This is a genomic window from Pseudomonadota bacterium (genome assembly GCA_039193195.1).
In the GTDB taxonomy this organism is placed as follows: domain Bacteria; phylum Pseudomonadota; class Gammaproteobacteria; order Steroidobacterales; family JBCBZW01; genus JBCBZW01.
The window spans coordinates 40,303-54,748 of the sequence record JBCCWS010000018.1; the positions used below are offsets into that span (position 1 = coordinate 40,303).

11 protein-coding genes are annotated in these 14,446 nt (G+C 64.1%); all 11 read right to left on the reverse strand.

The features are described 5' to 3' along the window. Window positions 1-36 precede the first annotated feature (36 nt). The 11 genes from AAGA68_15050 to AAGA68_15100 all read right to left on the reverse strand — a co-directional run bounded on the left by AAGA68_15050 (window position 37) and on the right by AAGA68_15100 (window position 14,442). The gene (locus tag AAGA68_15050) at window positions 37-1,755 is read right to left on the reverse strand and encodes an MraY family glycosyltransferase (protein MEM9386373.1); all 1,719 of its coding nucleotides are present in this window, start codon (window positions 1,753-1,755) and stop codon (window positions 37-39) included. Window positions 1,756-1,784: 29 nt separating this feature from the next. Next, complete coding sequence (gene xrtD, locus AAGA68_15055) at window positions 1,785-3,407, reverse strand: VPLPA-CTERM-specific exosortase XrtD (protein MEM9386374.1); 1,623 nt, start codon at window positions 3,405-3,407, stop codon at window positions 1,785-1,787. A 103-nt stretch (window positions 3,408-3,510) separates the two neighbouring features. Further along, window positions 3,511-4,761, reverse strand: coding sequence for a glycosyltransferase family 4 protein (locus tag AAGA68_15060; GenBank protein MEM9386375.1), 1,251 nt, complete (start codon window positions 4,759-4,761; stop codon window positions 3,511-3,513). Continuing rightward, window positions 4,758-5,933, reverse strand: a complete 1,176-nt coding sequence (locus tag AAGA68_15065) for a glycosyltransferase family 4 protein (GenBank protein ID MEM9386376.1) — start codon at window positions 5,931-5,933, stop codon at window positions 4,758-4,760. The genes AAGA68_15060 and AAGA68_15065 overlap by 4 nt, the downstream gene beginning before the upstream one ends. An 11-nt stretch (window positions 5,934-5,944) precedes the next feature. Then, window positions 5,945-7,111, reverse strand: a complete 1,167-nt coding sequence (locus AAGA68_15070; protein ID MEM9386377.1) for a glycosyltransferase family 4 protein — start codon at window positions 7,109-7,111, stop codon at window positions 5,945-5,947. Window positions 7,112-7,113: 2 nt separating this feature from the next. Further along, the gene (locus tag AAGA68_15075; protein MEM9386378.1) at window positions 7,114-8,535 is read right to left on the reverse strand and encodes an O-antigen ligase family protein; all 1,422 of its coding nucleotides are present in this window, start codon (window positions 8,533-8,535) and stop codon (window positions 7,114-7,116) included. Further along, window positions 8,532-9,551, reverse strand: coding sequence for a TIGR03790 family protein (locus tag AAGA68_15080; GenBank protein MEM9386379.1), 1,020 nt, complete (start codon window positions 9,549-9,551; stop codon window positions 8,532-8,534). The genes AAGA68_15075 and AAGA68_15080 overlap by 4 nt, the downstream gene beginning before the upstream one ends. A gap of 4 nt (window positions 9,552-9,555) precedes the next feature. Continuing rightward, a complete protein-coding gene (locus AAGA68_15085) occupies window positions 9,556-10,398 on the reverse strand; it encodes an AAA family ATPase (GenBank protein ID MEM9386380.1) in 843 nt (280 codons plus the stop codon). Between the two features lie 39 nt (window positions 10,399-10,437). Next, a complete protein-coding gene (locus AAGA68_15090; protein ID MEM9386381.1) occupies window positions 10,438-11,259 on the reverse strand; it encodes an AAA family ATPase in 822 nt (273 codons plus the stop codon). Between the two features lie 72 nt (window positions 11,260-11,331). Next, window positions 11,332-13,059 carry a hypothetical protein gene (locus AAGA68_15095; protein ID MEM9386382.1) on the reverse strand — a complete coding sequence of 576 codons (1,728 nt, stop codon included), beginning with the start codon at window positions 13,057-13,059 and terminating at the stop codon, window positions 11,332-11,334. Between the two features lie 69 nt (window positions 13,060-13,128). Beyond that, window positions 13,129-14,442: a hypothetical protein gene (locus AAGA68_15100; protein ID MEM9386383.1), complete on the reverse strand. Its 1,314-nt coding sequence runs from the start codon at window positions 14,440-14,442 to the stop codon at window positions 13,129-13,131. Between the last annotated feature and the right edge of the window lie 4 nt (window positions 14,443-14,446).

Here is a 14,446-nt window from a genome sequence, read left to right on the forward strand (position 1 = left end):
CCGCAGGCGCAGCTTCGGCGCGTTACCCGCCACCCATCAGCCCAGCAGCAACGCGCGCATGCCCATGAGCAGGAGGCAGCTCCCCGCGGCGCCGCTAAGCAGGTTTAAGTAGCGGTTACCCTTGCTGCTCAGCAGCTCCGTGGCGTAGAAAAGAACGGCTAGCCGTGCCACGGCCTGGTCCTGATCGAGCACAGCGCCCACCTGCGATAGGGGCGCTAGGGGGGTCGCGACATCCGCCCCCAACAGGAGCACCACCACCACGAAAATCAGGATCAGGATATCGAGGGGCGAGGTGCTGAAGCGACTGCGACGGGTGACCCGGATGGCCACCACGAGCGCGCCCACCAGCGCCAGGGTCAGCGCGTTCACCGCGATCTTCGGCACGATCGCCGCACCTCCCGCATCAGCCGTCTCGAGCACGAATACGGACAACACCGCAGCCCCGTAAAGGGTGATGCGCCGCAGTAGGCGACGCCGGCGCCCACTCAGGCGCAGCGTGAGCAGCAACCCCACCCCCGCCACGAGGCTGGCGATGCCCACCCCCGGCGCGAAGGAGAGCGGTGAGAGCGCCGCTAGGGCGACGAGCGATGCAAAGCCCGCTTCGACCATCGACACGCTGACCGGATGCAGCCAGGGCATGCCGCGCAACCACAGGTTGCGTCGTTCGACAAACACCCCTGGTTCGGACGGCGCGCGCAGGCGCCAGTCGGACACTCGCGCCACGCGAAACCCGATCACGATGAGCGCGGAGGCAAGCAAGTAGATGCTGATTACAACGACATCTGCACTGAAGCGAACGGCGAGCGCAGCCAACACCAGCAGCGCCTGCACTACGTAGATCGTAGACACCGCCTCGTAGTGCTTGAAGCCCATGTCGAGCAGGCGGTGATGGAAGTGCTTTCGGTCCGCACGAAACGGCGACTGCCCCGTGCGCACACGCCAGATCATCACGGAGAAGGTGTCGAGAATTGGCAGACCGAAGAGGAGCAGGACGATGGCTGGGTTCAAGGCCGTATCGAAGTGCTGGGTCAACGCGATCGCCAGGCCAGCGGTCATGAAGCCGAGGAACTGGCTGCCCGTATCCCCCATGAAGATCTGCGCTGGGTAGTTGTTGTAGCGTAGGAAGCCGCACAGACCGCCGATGATCGCGATTGAGTAGAGCGCGATGTGACGGCCCTGCTCCGCATCGCCGACCATCATCTCCAGCGCCGTCTGAGTGAGGTCCTGCCCCGCGGGGGTGCCGGCGATAAACGCGATCGCTCCCAGGGTGACCAGTGAGATGCCCCCCGCCAGCCCATCGAGGCCGTCGGAGAAGTTGATCGCGTTGGTCACCCCAATCAAGAACATGAAGGTCGTGGGGTAGGAGAGCGCAGCGGGCACCGGATCGATGCCGAAGAAGGGCCACACCTCGATCAACAACCCACCGCGCATGGCGATCAACGCCGCCAGCGCCTGGCCGGCGAACTTCAGGCGGTAGTCCAAGTCCTGCCGATCGTCTACTAGCCCGATCAGGACGATCACCATCGCCCCGAGCAGCAGGTGTGCGAGCAGGGAGTCCGCCGGTGCCCACAGCACGATGGGCAAGAGCGCGCCTGCGACGATCGCTACGCCACCGCTGCGCGGCACGAGGCGTTCGTGCACCTTGCGTGGATCGGGCGTATCGATGAGCCCTAGCCTCCCCGCATAGCGCTGCAGGACGGGCACCAAGAGCATGCTCGTCATGAGGGCAAACAAGAAAGAGGTAAAGAGACTCATCTCCACTCGTCTTCGCCCAAGCGCACCACTCAGTCCGGCAGGTACTGATCGAAGCGCAAGCTCACCTCACGCAGTAACCCTTGCAAACGGGCCTCCGCTTGCGCCGGGGCCTCGCTCTCGAGGATCGGCGTGGTCAGCCGCACCAGGGCGCCGTCGGTGCGGTTCAGGTGCAGGGCATCCCAGAGCAGGTACCACTTCACCGCATACTCGTTCGTCAAGGAGCGGCCTCGTTGGTCAAACCAGTAGTACACGAGCTGGCGCGATCGATCCTTCTGAATCAATACGCGATTGACGCGTACCGGCGCTTCGCCGGGGATTCGCAGGTCGATCTCCTCGACGCGCGAGTCGTTGATGATCCAATCGTTGCCCGGTAAGCATGAACGCGGCGAGTGGATCGATGCGCCCTTGCGCTGGGATGCGTAATACGCAGAGTATAGGTTCACCGGCGCCCGCTCGCCTGGGCTGGTGTAGTTGATCAGCGCGTAGTCGGTGAGCTTTAGCACCTTGAGGATGTTTGGCCGCAGGCGCTCGGTACGGCCAACCCAGCCGTCACCAAGGCGCAGGGGGAAGCTCGTGAAGTCGGCCCGCGCCGGCACAACCTCTTCACGGGTTGTCAGCGACAGGGTGAACAGGGCCATTGCGACGACGGCAACCGTAGCGACGGTGGCCGACCGCGCCAAACGCTGATGGGAGAGATCGCGCTCAGCCGGCTCGCCGAGATCGACCACGAACACATCGTTGAAGGATCGGCCACCGCCCGTGAAGCGGGCGAGCAACCACATGCCGGCGAACAGCATGCCAACGCATGCCATGAAGATCACCCAACCCTCGAAGTAGTGCAGAAAGCCCTCTGCCTGCTCTATGCCGAAGTACTCCACGAGTACGCCGATGATGCCGACGCGCACGCTGTTCATCAGCACCGTGAGCGGAATCGATGCCAGAAACACCAGCACGCGCTGCCAGGCAGGTGCTTTGAATAGGTAAGCGCACAGAAACCCGAAGCTCATGAGCGGGAACAAGTAGCGCAGCCCGCTGCACGCCTCCACCACCTGCAGCTGATAGACGCCAAGGTCGATCACGTTGCCCTCGAGGAAGACGCTGATGTCGAACAGGCGGATCACCGCCACGCCTAGAGCCGAAGAGATCAGCTGCAGCTGCTGACTCAAGTTCGCGTAGAGGAAGTTCGGCAGGGGAATCATGAAGAAGAGATAAACGAGCGGCACCCATAGGTAGCGCATCGCTCGCACGCCGAAGATCGACAGGCACACGCCGGTCAACGTCAGAAGGAAGGCGTACTGAATGAGCACGTAGAGGGTGCTGAGCTCGCCCAACAGGAAGAGGCCGAGCCCGGCAAAGGTAACCAGCAGCCCTAGGTAGCTGCCTTGCCAAGCGAGATTGTTGAGCGCGCGCCGTTCGCGCCACACCATGGCGGCGGCGATCACAGGAATCAGGTAACCGTGGCTATACTCCTCGCGGGACCACTCCCCCACCATAAAGGCGAGGCCATCGAAGAAGATGAACGCGAGGGCCGCTAGGAGCACGCCCAAGACCGCCCACGCCAGGGCCGACATTAGGGGCGGACCGTCACCCGGTGAGGTGGGCGGCACCGGGGGATCGGAGGCGAGCGTCGCATCGTCGGAGATCGAAACCATATCGTCCTTGCCGTTGCACGTGTGAGGGCGCCGCGCGGGCGCACCGTCGTTGGTTGGCGAAGCCTGTCCTTGAGCCCGGCGATTCTACCAGCTGGCCTCGCCCTCAGGCGGGTCGGCGGAGCTGGCGATAGTTGTCATAAAGGGGTGCGAGCACGCGCTCGGGCGCATAGGGCGTCACGGCTTCGACACATGCCTGATCGAGATGTTCGCGGGGCATCGATGCGGCTTGGGCCATCACGCGGCCGACAGCATCGGCGAAGTGCTCGGCGCTACGCCCAGCCGGTGGAATCACCCATCCGTTAATTCCATCGCGCAACACACGTCGCACTTCGCCTACATCGCTCGCGACCGCAGGCAGACCGCATGCCAGGGCTTCGAGCAAGGCGATTGGCATCCCCTCATAACGAGAGGGCAGTACGAAGACATCGGCGCCGTGCAGATACCCCGGAATCACCTGGGGAGAGAGCAAGCCGGTGATGTGCATTCGCTCAGCCACGCCGAGCGATCGAGCAGTCGCCTGCAGTTGTCGGCGCAAGCTCCCGTCCCCAACTAGGACCAGCCTCCAGTCACGTCCGTCCTTGGACTGCACCAAGCGCGCTAAGGTCTCGACGGCGAGAGCCGGCTCCTTTTGCGATTCGAGGCGGCCCACTAGCATCAGCAGCGCTGCACTCTCACCTAATCCCAAACGCTGGCGCAGGGCGAGTCGAGCGTCCATGCGCGCCCCGAGGCTCGGCACCGCGAAACGATCGCCATCGAACCAGGTGGGGGTAAAGCGCACCCGACTCGCGAGCGCCGGGTAGCGTCGCTTGAGTCCGTCCACGGCGCTCTGGAAGACGCTGTACACGCTAGCGGCGCGCCCGATGAGGCGCGACTCCGCAGCGAAGTACAGGCTGGGGAGGTGGCGCCAGCGAATGTCGCTACCGGGGTCGTAGAGCACCTCGCTATCCTGGTGCATGAAGGCGTTGATCGGTACGCCACGAGGCAGCAGGACCACGGGCTCTAACCGGTGCACTTCCGCCACGTCAAAGGCGTTGCGAGCTAGCAGCCCCCGGCGCGGCGCGAGGGCGGCGAGGTAACGTACCGTGGCTGGGACACGCGGCTGACGCGAAGGGTCACCGACCGCGTAGGTGGCGAAGTGACGATAGTTCTTATCGCGCATCCGGCAATTCAGCCAACGCCCCACGGGGCGCGCCTGCACATCAGTCGTCAATCCGACTACGCTGAAGTCGATGTCCTGCGGCGCCCAGCCGATTAGGCCACGGATGAAGGTCTCGATACCGCCAGGCAGGGTACCCAAAGGATCCGATGGGTAGAAGATACGCACGTGCGTGCGGTTGGGAGCCGCTGAGCTCATGCGGTCAGCGACCCCCCGGCCGGCGCACTAGCCGGCCCCACCTCACGCAATATGACGGCCGTGTCGCGGACCATCGCTTGCACCGTGAACGACTCCCGCACCCTAGCGCGACCGTTCACACCGAGGCGAGCCGCCCTCGGCAGATCCGCCGCGAGCTCTGCGATGGCCTCGGCGAGCGCCGGTGCGTCCCCTACCGGTACCAGCCACCCCGTCTTCGCCGTCTCGATCGCCTCGCCCATGCCGCCAATCCGCGTGGCGATCACCGGCGTGCGCATCGCCAGCGACTCGAGCATCGCCATCGAGAAGGTCTCCACGCTGGTGGAAGCCAGCACACTGGCATCGGCGAGGGCGTAGAGCGGTCGCGTATCCGCTACATCACCGAGCAGGTGCACTCGCGCCTGCAGATCGAGCGCCTGGCGTTGCGCCTCGATCTGCCGGCGCATCGCCCCGTCTCCAGCGAGCACCAGATGCACGCGCGCCTGCCCCGCGAGGGCCCGCAGCAAGAGCAGGTGTCCCTTCTCCGGGCGCAGGCGGGCCACGCACAAGAGCACGGGCGCATCGGCGGCGATGGAGAGGGATGCGCGAAGGGCGCGCGCTGCGGCCTCCTGTGTGGGCGTCGGGGAGAACCGCTCCGCATCCACGCCGTTGTAGACCACCGTGGCTCGTGACTTGAGCTCCGGGAAGCGCTGAATCCAATAGGCGGCTTGCGCTTGGCAGACGAATATGGTCCGGGCGCAGCGCCTGATCAGCGGCCGGTAGAGCCAACGATCGAAACGGTCCTCGCGCGCAGAGAGGTTCTGCGTGGTGTGGATCGCCACGACCAGCTCGGGCTTGTCGCGTTGCGCGATGAGCCACCTGGCAAGCGATGCGTAAAACAGACTGATCTGCAGCGTGCAATGGATCACCGCGAAGCGGTGCGTTCGCACGAGGCGGACCAAGTCCCCCACCAGCGACCAGCCGAGGCGCCCGCGCCGCTGCAGCCGATGGAACACTACCCGCGCGCGGTCGATCTCCTTCAACTGATCCAGCGGCTCACCGAAGGTTGCCAGGTGCACGGCGAAGCCCTGGCGAGCCAGACCATTCGCCAGGCTGATGGCCTGGGTCTCGGCGCCGGCACGAATTAGGGAGGGCACCAGCAAGAGAATCGGTGCGGGTCCTTGGGAGGGGTTCATTGGTGAGCGTGCTAGGAGGTGGGCAATGACAGCGATGAGCGCGCCGAATCCGCACCTCCGCGCCGGTCGCCCGGCGTAGCGCCGCTGGCGATGTAGCGCTCGACCACAGCGCTGGGCGCGTAGTGCGCTAGGGCGAAGTTTCGGCAACGCTCGGTCATGGCTTTCAGAGCGGTCGGGTCCCCGAGCAGCTCATCGAGCAGCCGGCTCATCAGATGGATGTCTCCCTTCACCGCAAGGCCCAGCCCGTGGCGGGCGATGAGGCCATCGGGATCGAAGAAGCTCACCACGGGAACCCCGCGAATCCATGCCTGGAGGAAGGAGTTCGGGAAGCCCTCACTATCAGAGGTGTTCACGAACACGCGCGCGCGGGCAAAGTAGGCGTTGACCTCATGGTAGGGCACGGCCCCGAGCATCCGCAGGTTTGTAATCGCCCTAGCCTGCGATTGCACTTGCGCATAGAGGGCCTCGTATCCGGGTACGGCACCGCCGATCATCGCTACCTGCCGACGGTGGAGCGCTTGTGCCAGCACAGGCACCAGGTCCGGGCGCTTGAAGTCACGAAGGTTGTTAACCCACAATACGTCCAGGTCGCGCGGTTCGCTGAGCGATTCGCGCGGCAGTTCCACAGCCATCGGGATGGGAGCGCTCTCGAGCCCGTAGTGCGTTCGAAGGAGATCGCGTTGGTGCTCGCCCTGGGCGGAGATGAAATCCGCCCGCTCGAGTCCATACTCGTAAAGCTTGCGGTCACGCCAGAAACGGATCAGCTGCTGGCCCGGCACGCAGTCCGTATCGTGGGCCACGCGAAAGACGAAGCGTCTTGCGTTTCGTCTTGCATGCCACGCGGTCAGCCCCGTGATCATGCCCGCACAGGACTGGTAGTAAACGTCCGCATCGGCCGCCGCTAGGGCTCGCAAGATGCCGGTCGCCCGCGGGTGCAGGAAGCGCAGCACGGGCACGCCAGCGCGCTGGTTGTAAGCCGTGTGCACGCGGATGCCGTCGATGATCTCATCCGGCGCCTGCCCGTGATCCTTCACCAGCATGTGCACATCCCAGCCAGCTGCCACGTAAGCTCGCGCGAGCAAGGTCTGCTGCACAGACTCCCCGCCGAAGTAGTCTCCGCCCGCGCTGGGGTTTAGGACGGGGTAGTTGTCCAACCCCACGAAGCAGATGCGCGGCACTGTCAACCCGCGCCAGGCGTGCGGCTCAGGGCACCTGCCGGCGTGAAGGGATCGCCGGCACTGGCGAAGTCGGGGCGCGTGGCCAAGCGCGTGGCCACCGGATTGCTGTAGTGCTGCAGGGAGTGGACGCTGAAGGCCGAGAATATGGCCAGCAAGGCGAACACGTAGTGCTGATAGTCCACCACCTGAAAGCGTAGGAACTCGATCTTCATCGAGTCAAATAGGAAGGTGAGCAGCACGACCACCCCCAGGCGCGGGAACTCGGACGCCATGTCCTCTGCTCGCTCCCAGCGCGATGCGCGCAACCAATGCAGGCCGAGGCTGGCGAACCAGACCATCCAAACGATGAAGCCTACTAGCCCGAGGGAATAGAGAAGGAACAGGTATAGATTGTGGGGATAGCCGATGTACACCTCGCGCAAGAACCTCGGCGACATGTACTCGAGCACGATGCGTGGGCCGTGGCCGAAGGTCAGGGCCTCTGGAATACGCTCGATCACGTAGAACCACCCGCGCCGACTGTCCGGCACCACCCCGGTGAACTCCGTACCGGCAAGGCGCGTAAACAGCGTATCGAACGGCGTATAGGCCACGATGATCACGCCTGCCACAGCCACTGCTGCGCCCCCCGCGGCAAGGACGCTGACTACCCGCGCGGTGCCGAGGGTGCGGCGGAACACTGTGAGAAACAGCAAGGTACCGAAGATCAGCGCAATGAAGCCACCGCGAGAACCCGTCGCGATCAGCATCGCGACATTGGCGAACAGCAGCGCTATCAGCAACACCCGCATCCGCAGGCTGGGGAAGCGCATGAGCGCGTACCCCATGATCAGGCACTGCAAGACCAAAAAGCCCGCATTCGTTCCCGCCGGACCGAAGGGCCCTAGAAGCCGCCCCTTGTTTTCCAGGTTGCCGCCTATCGACCACTCGGAGAGGCCGAGCACGTTCACGCTGTCGAAGCCGAGCGTGATCTGAACAGCGAAAAACAGCAGCACCGCCACGTCCAACCCGATCAGCAGCTTTAGGACGAACCGCGGGTCCGGAAAGCGGCGGAAGTGATTGAACAGCAGGTAGAAGAAGACGAAACTTGAGAAGACGTTGAATAGGTAGATGCCCTGCTGCCCGTAGGTAGTCGGAATGCTCGTCGCCATCGACAGCAAGTAGGCGAGCACCAGCAGGCTCGCTTGCAGCAAATAAGGCACTTCGCGCATACGCCCCTGGAACAGGAACGCTGCGAAAGTGAGGTAGACCATGCCCACGTTCAACGACCCGTAGCGCGACGCAATGAGCTGAAACGGGACCATCAAGATCAGCAAAGCGATCGGGTAGCGTTCAGGCAACGCATAGCTTGCCACGAACACGGTGAGCGCGCCGAGCAGTCCGAAGGCGAGCTGTACGCCGTGGGCGTTGATTAAGTCCATCATCTGCGTTGCTCGCCTGCGCTCGTAAACGGCCGCGCCAATGGCTCGCCAATGAACAGCCCCTGCCCAGGCATCGCCACGCTCTTCCAGTACGCCTCGATGACGCTGTCACCGGCGTAGTAATGACTTAGAAGCACGGTCGGGTCGGGGAACTTCTCTCGATACGCACAGGGTTCGGCCACGGTGCCGTAGCTCGCCGTCGCACCGGCCTCGAGCCAGCGTAGGGCGCTCATCTGCGGGCTGTCGTCGAGACGGCCGCCGCTGGAGGTCAAGTGATCGGCGACGGCGCCGGGCAGGAAGCGATTACTGCGCAAGGCCACCACCTCCTTTGCGCCCGTGAAGTAAAACAACACATCGTCCCTATCGCGCAGGGCGTCGGTGCGCTCGTGGCGAAGGCGCAAGCGACCAGACCACCGCTGCACCAGCGCCGGAAAGGCCACGGCACGTACGTTTCGGTGCCGATCACTGGTCTGTACCAGGTAGCCCGTGCCCGAGGGTCGCGTGCCGTCGGCAGCAAGACCACGCGCGATCAGGGCCCGCCCTTCGGACTCGTCACGTGCGGCCAACAGCATGGCCGGACGCACCCCGTGGTCTTGCCAGGGTTTCGCACTCGAGCTGTCGAAGTAGTCGGAAAGACGCGTGCGAGCGCAGGGCTTGGCGCACCACTGCTCATCGAAGCCGGCGGCGAAGGCGGTCGTCATCGACATGCACTTCACCCGATAGGGCCGCATCCACGCTAGCACGTAGGCCTGAACATGCGCCGGCGTCTTCTGAAGTACTCGGGCGCGGATACGCGTCAGGCGATCCGCATTCACCCGCGGCTGATCGGGCGGCAGGCGCACTTCTATCAGCTGCGTCGGTGGTATTCCCCTCGCGTCAACGTAGTGGCGGGCAAGCACCATGCTTAGAGGATCGTTGGCATTGGCGATCACGGCGACCTCGCGGGGGCTGAACGCCGCCCACGACGTCATCGATCCCGCTAGCCACACTATCAGGCTGACCAGCAGCAGGCGAGCCATTGCCCTAGCCGACCGCTTCGCGCTCGTCGCCACCGGTGAAAATGCCTCCCTGCTTGCGATCGCGGACCACCTCCTTCACGAGCTCCTCGCTAATCTGTGAGAGGCTGGCGGCGTAGCCGTACACCAAGGACACGTCGCACAGTGAATTGATAACGCGCGGCACGCCACGGCTGTGGTACCAGAGCAGTGCACGAGCCTTCTCATCGAACAGCTCGGCATCGCCCCCGACCACTTGCAAGCGGTGGCGAATGTACTCGTGCGCCTCGTCTGCGCTAAGGGTATCTAGGTGGTGTGCGATCAGGATCCGCTGTGCGAACTGGGTCAGCTCGGGCAGGCGAAGCTTCTCCCGCAGTTCCGGTTGACCGACCAGAATGAGCTGCAGCACCTGTGACTTGTCGGCGTTAACGTTCGACAGCATGCGCAGCTCTTCGAGCGTCTCTACGCTCAAGTTCTGCGCCTCATCGATGATCAGAACCGTACGCCGCGACTGGGCGTACTCCTCGATAACGAAACTGATGAACTGCTCGTACATCTCGACTTTATCGAGGTTCTTGTACTCCAGATTGAACGCCATCAGCACCCACTGCAGGAGTTCGCCGAAGGACTCGTGCGTGTTAGTGATAAGGCCCACCGTGAGGTCCGACTCGATCTCGTTCAGCACCTGACGGATCAGGGTGGTCTTGCCCGAACCGATCTCGCCCGTGACTACGGTGAAGCCAGCGTTGCTCATGAGGCCGTACTGGAGCATCGTCAGCGCGGCTCGATGCTTCGTACCGAGGTACAGAAACTCAGGATCCGGCAGCAGAGAGAACGGCTTCTCAGAGAAGCCGTAGTAGGCCTCATACATCGGACGCCATCCAAGCGACGGCGTTGCGCGGGCGAACGCTCACAAGGGGTAGCCTGCCACGCCATCCGTCATCGTCAGCACCGTACCAGCAAGGTTGACGTCCTTGAGCAGCTCCGCCGCCTGGCGCAGCTCTTGCTGGCGCGTACCCGCATCACGTACCACCAGTAGGAACGCATCGACCAGGGGCGAGAAGGCGAGCACATCATCGGTGGTGCACACGGGCGGCAGATCGAAGATCACTAGACGCTCGGGATAGCGATGGGTGATGTCATCGATAAGCTGGTGCATTTTCGGCGCTGACAGCATTTCCGAGGCTTCCTCCTGCCCATCACGCCCCGGCAATATCACCAATCGGTCCATGCCAGGATTGATCAGCACCTGCGACAGGGGCAGCTCCGTGAACATGTAGTCAGCGATGCCTACTTCAATCTCGTTCTCGAAGCCCAGGAGGCTGTGCACCGTGGGCCGGCGCAGGTCTAGGTCCACCAGCAGCACCGTGTGGTTGACCTCACGCGAGAGACTGATCGCCAGATTGAGCGCGGTGACGGACTTGCCCTCACCCGGTCCAGGGCTGGTCACGGCGAGGGAGTTCCAGCGGTGCGAGCGCATCAGCTGCAACACACGAGTGCGGAGCATTCGAAAGGCATCCGCACCAGGATCGCGATCGCGGTTGGCGATGATGCGATTGTGCTCGAGCACCTGAGGATCGGTCGGGATTACGCGGGTCTGGGTGTAGCGCACGGCCGCCGCGGGCTGGCCGCCGGCAGCAGGTTGCGCATGCTCCACGCGGCGCGGGGCCGCAACTTGTCCGGCGCTGCGCTCACGACGGGCGCGATCGAGCGCCTCTTTGATCTTTTCCATCAGTTCACTTCCGGTTCACGAAGCCGCTCCGCCCACTGGGGGCTGCGGTGCGTTCCTGTCCACGAGTCAGGCTCATAGGCCAACGCTCCGAGCTAGCGCGCCCCACAGGACGGGTAACTCCATGATGAGTATATGCACCAGGGCGAGACCAATGAGTAGGGCGGCAAAGGCACCGGCGGCAGCTAGCAGAGCCACCTGGGACCGGGCACCGGCGGCCATCACGGGCGACGCGCCGATCACAGGGATACTGGCGAGCGGAGCGACACCGAACACGTCGATCACTCCATTGCGACCGCGGACGGTGCTGTCCAAGGCCTCCAAGGTCGCGGCGAGAAAGATCGCCAGAAACATGCTCATCACCAGCCCCAGAAACAAGATAGCGCCACGATTAGGCGAGTAAGGCTCGAAGGGAAGCGAAGGGTCCTCGATGGTCACAAAGCGCTGGCCTCGGCGCTGCTCCTCCACCTGCTGCGCCACCCGCGCGTCAAGCTCCTGGGCTTTCACCGACTGATACTGGTTCTGCAGGTTGCTCAAATCACGGCTGATGCTGCTGTAATTCAATTCCACCTGCGGCAGGCGGGAGATCGCTGCTTCGAGTTCGGCGATTTGGCGCGTCTGCTCCTGGCGCGAGTTCTGGAGCGTATTGACCTCTGCCAGGGCCGTCGCCAGATCCGCCCGCAGGCGAATCTCCGCATCAGTGAGCAGCTCGCCGCTGCCACCGGTCTCGGCCGCCCGCGCCTCGAGTTCCGCCACACTCTGCTGCAGCCGCACCACTTCGGGGTGGTTGTCGGTGTAACGCTCACGAGCCGCCGTCAGCGCCGCACGCGCGGAGGCGAGCTCGGGGCTCTCACTGGCCAGCCGCCCGCTCTCGATCGCCCGCTGCAGGGCTTCGACCTGACGACTCACGGCAATCACGTCGGGGTGGCTTTCGCCGTAGCGCGCGCTCAGCAGGCGCAACTGCGACTCCGCTTCCACCAGCTGCTCGCGTGGCAGCAGGCCACGCTGGCCACCGCTTCCGGCCAGCTGGTCGGCCACGGTAGCCAACTCTGCCCTTAGGTAGATGATGCGCTGCTCTTGCGCGGCAAGGCGGCGGTCCGTCTCCAGGCGCGCGGCCTCCACCCGTTGCAGCAGCTGGCTGTTGCTCTCGTAGGAGCCGGGCAGCGACCCTTCGTTGACCGCTCGGAACTGGGCGAGCTGCTGCTCGAGAGCTTGGATCTGGTCCTCGATTCGAGCAGCCTCGTTGCCGAGAAAGCGTGCGCGCTCGCTGAGACGAGACTCGCGGATCAGCTTGTTCTCCCGCTCGTAGAGGCTAACCAGCCTGCCCACCACTCGCTGCGCGGCGGCGGGCTGAGGGTCCTCGAAGGCGAGAGAGAAGGTCACGACGGACTCCGTAGGGCGCCCCCGCGAGTCTACGCTCTCCGCCGTGAACTGCTCGAGCGTGAAGTTCTCACGAAGCTTATCCACGCGCTCGCTGATCGACAGCCCCTCGTTGTCGTAAAGACGTATGTCACGCAGCAGGGGGGCGAGCTTCTCAGTGGTCATCACGCGCTGCGTGACCCGGGCGATCTGCCGAGCGGGAAGCTCTTCGGCCGCGTCGGTCTCTGCCGTGACGTCCGAGGGCTCAACGTAGATCGTGGCCATTGAGCGGTAGGTCGCGGGCCAGACGAGCGCGATGAACAGCGTCAGCAGAACACCGCACACCAGGGCGGCCAGGAAGGGCCAGCGGCGGCGGCGTAGACCGGCCATGAGTTGGGCGATCTGGTTTTCGAGCTGCGGCGGCGCAGAGGACTGCTGCTGCACGGTTGTGCATCTCCTACAGAGTTAAACGTAAGGTGGCGTTCGCGCGTGAGCACCAACGCCCTGACACTGCTATCGGAACACGGGTGAACGGCTGAAATCGTAGATCAGGTTGACGAACAGTCGCACGCCGTCGCGCTCATCACCGTTGGCGTCGCGCACGCTCGCGTAGCGCGCGCCAGCGGCGATCGCCCAGTGTTCGCGGAATCGCCAGCGCAAGGTGGGGTCCACCCGCACCACTTCGCGATCGAAGGGAACTCCCCCTGCCACCCGGCTGCGCTCGAGATAGCCGGTGCGTAACCTGGCCGTCAGGCCGGGACGCAACTCACGGACGATCAGCAGCGAGAGGCGATCTTGCTCGAGCAGCTGACCGATGCCCGAGGGCGTGATGGTTCGCGAGGCCGTTAGGGTGACTTGCGTACGTTCCGGCGTCCAATTGAGCTCGGCGTCGAAAACGCCGCCCGTGGAGTCGTCTTCAAAGGTCTGGGTGGGCGTGCCTAGCAGCAGGTCCGTCACGTCTGTCTCGCTGTCCACGATGCGTGCACCCGCCCGGAAGGTACCGCTCACCGTTGCGGTGAAGGCACGAGTAACACCGAGTTCGAATTGACGGCTGAAGTTCGATGTTTCCTGCTCATTGAGCGAGAAGTCGGTGAGCAACAGGCGTTCATCTGCGCGAAAACGTGAGACGGCCGCCGTGGCGAACACATTGGTGCGCTCGGAGAGGGCGCGCTGGAAGGTGATGTCGGCCCCGTCGAAGCGGTAGTCGGTCAGCTGTCCGGCGGCATCCACATCGAAGGTACGCCCGTCGACGGCCACCGGGAAGGTACGATCCTCGAAGTCCACCAGCGACGCAGACCCGCCGATGATCACCTGATTGCGCTCGCTCAACTGGCGTGCCCACTGCGGGCGCACGACCGCGCTGTTGCGGCGCGTGGCAATCACCTCGTTGTTGTCGTTGATCAGGCCACCGAGTTCGTCCACCAGGCCGTTGGTCAGGGTGGACCCACGCTCCAGCGCCCCAGTAACGGAGAAGTTACCCCGCGGCAGCACGCGCGTGGCCGTGAGTTCGTAGCGCTGCTCGGTCAAATTGAAGTCATCGTTGTCGTAGAACGGGAAAGTCAAGCGCAGGCCATTGGTCATATCCCAGCGCTCGCCAACGACATCCAAGCTGAGGCTGGGCTCAAAGATGTAGCCACTGACCGACTCCGTATCGGACAGTGCTAGGCGCGGGCTTGAGTCATAAACCCCGCGCTGAGTGAGGCTCCCAGTGAGGGTGGTGTCCGCATGGGCGATACCTGCTGCGAAGAGCAGTCCGCTAGCGGCCAACAGGCTGGCGAGGGCGCGCGAGCCTGGCGGGTAGGTGGCGCCGAAAGCGTTCGGGGCCATGCTA

What these genes read in the sequence shown, in the direction of transcription:
- AAGA68_15050 (MEM9386373.1), bottom strand. Translation starts at nt 1,755, where the DNA reads ATGAGTCTCTTTACCTCTTTCTTGTTTGCCCTCATGACGAGCATGCTC.
- xrtD (MEM9386374.1), bottom strand. Translation starts at nt 3,407, where the DNA reads ATGGTTTCGATCTCCGACGATGCGACGCTCGCCTCCGATCCCCCGGTG.
- AAGA68_15060 (MEM9386375.1), bottom strand. Translation starts at nt 4,761, where the DNA reads ATGAGCTCAGCGGCTCCCAACCGCACGCACGTGCGTATCTTCTACCCA.
- AAGA68_15065 (MEM9386376.1), bottom strand. Translation starts at nt 5,933, where the DNA reads ATGAACCCCTCCCAAGGACCCGCACCGATTCTCTTGCTGGTGCCCTCC.
- AAGA68_15075 (MEM9386378.1), bottom strand. Translation starts at nt 8,535, where the DNA reads ATGATGGACTTAATCAACGCCCACGGCGTACAGCTCGCCTTCGGACTG.
- AAGA68_15080 (MEM9386379.1), bottom strand. Translation starts at nt 9,551, where the DNA reads ATGGCTCGCCTGCTGCTGGTCAGCCTGATAGTGTGGCTAGCGGGATCG.
- AAGA68_15085 (MEM9386380.1), bottom strand. Translation starts at nt 10,398, where the DNA reads ATGTATGAGGCCTACTACGGCTTCTCTGAGAAGCCGTTCTCTCTGCTG.
- AAGA68_15090 (MEM9386381.1), bottom strand. Translation starts at nt 11,259, where the DNA reads ATGGAAAAGATCAAAGAGGCGCTCGATCGCGCCCGTCGTGAGCGCAGC.
- AAGA68_15100 (MEM9386383.1), bottom strand. Translation starts at nt 14,442, where the DNA reads ATGGCCCCGAACGCTTTCGGCGCCACCTACCCGCCAGGCTCGCGCGCC.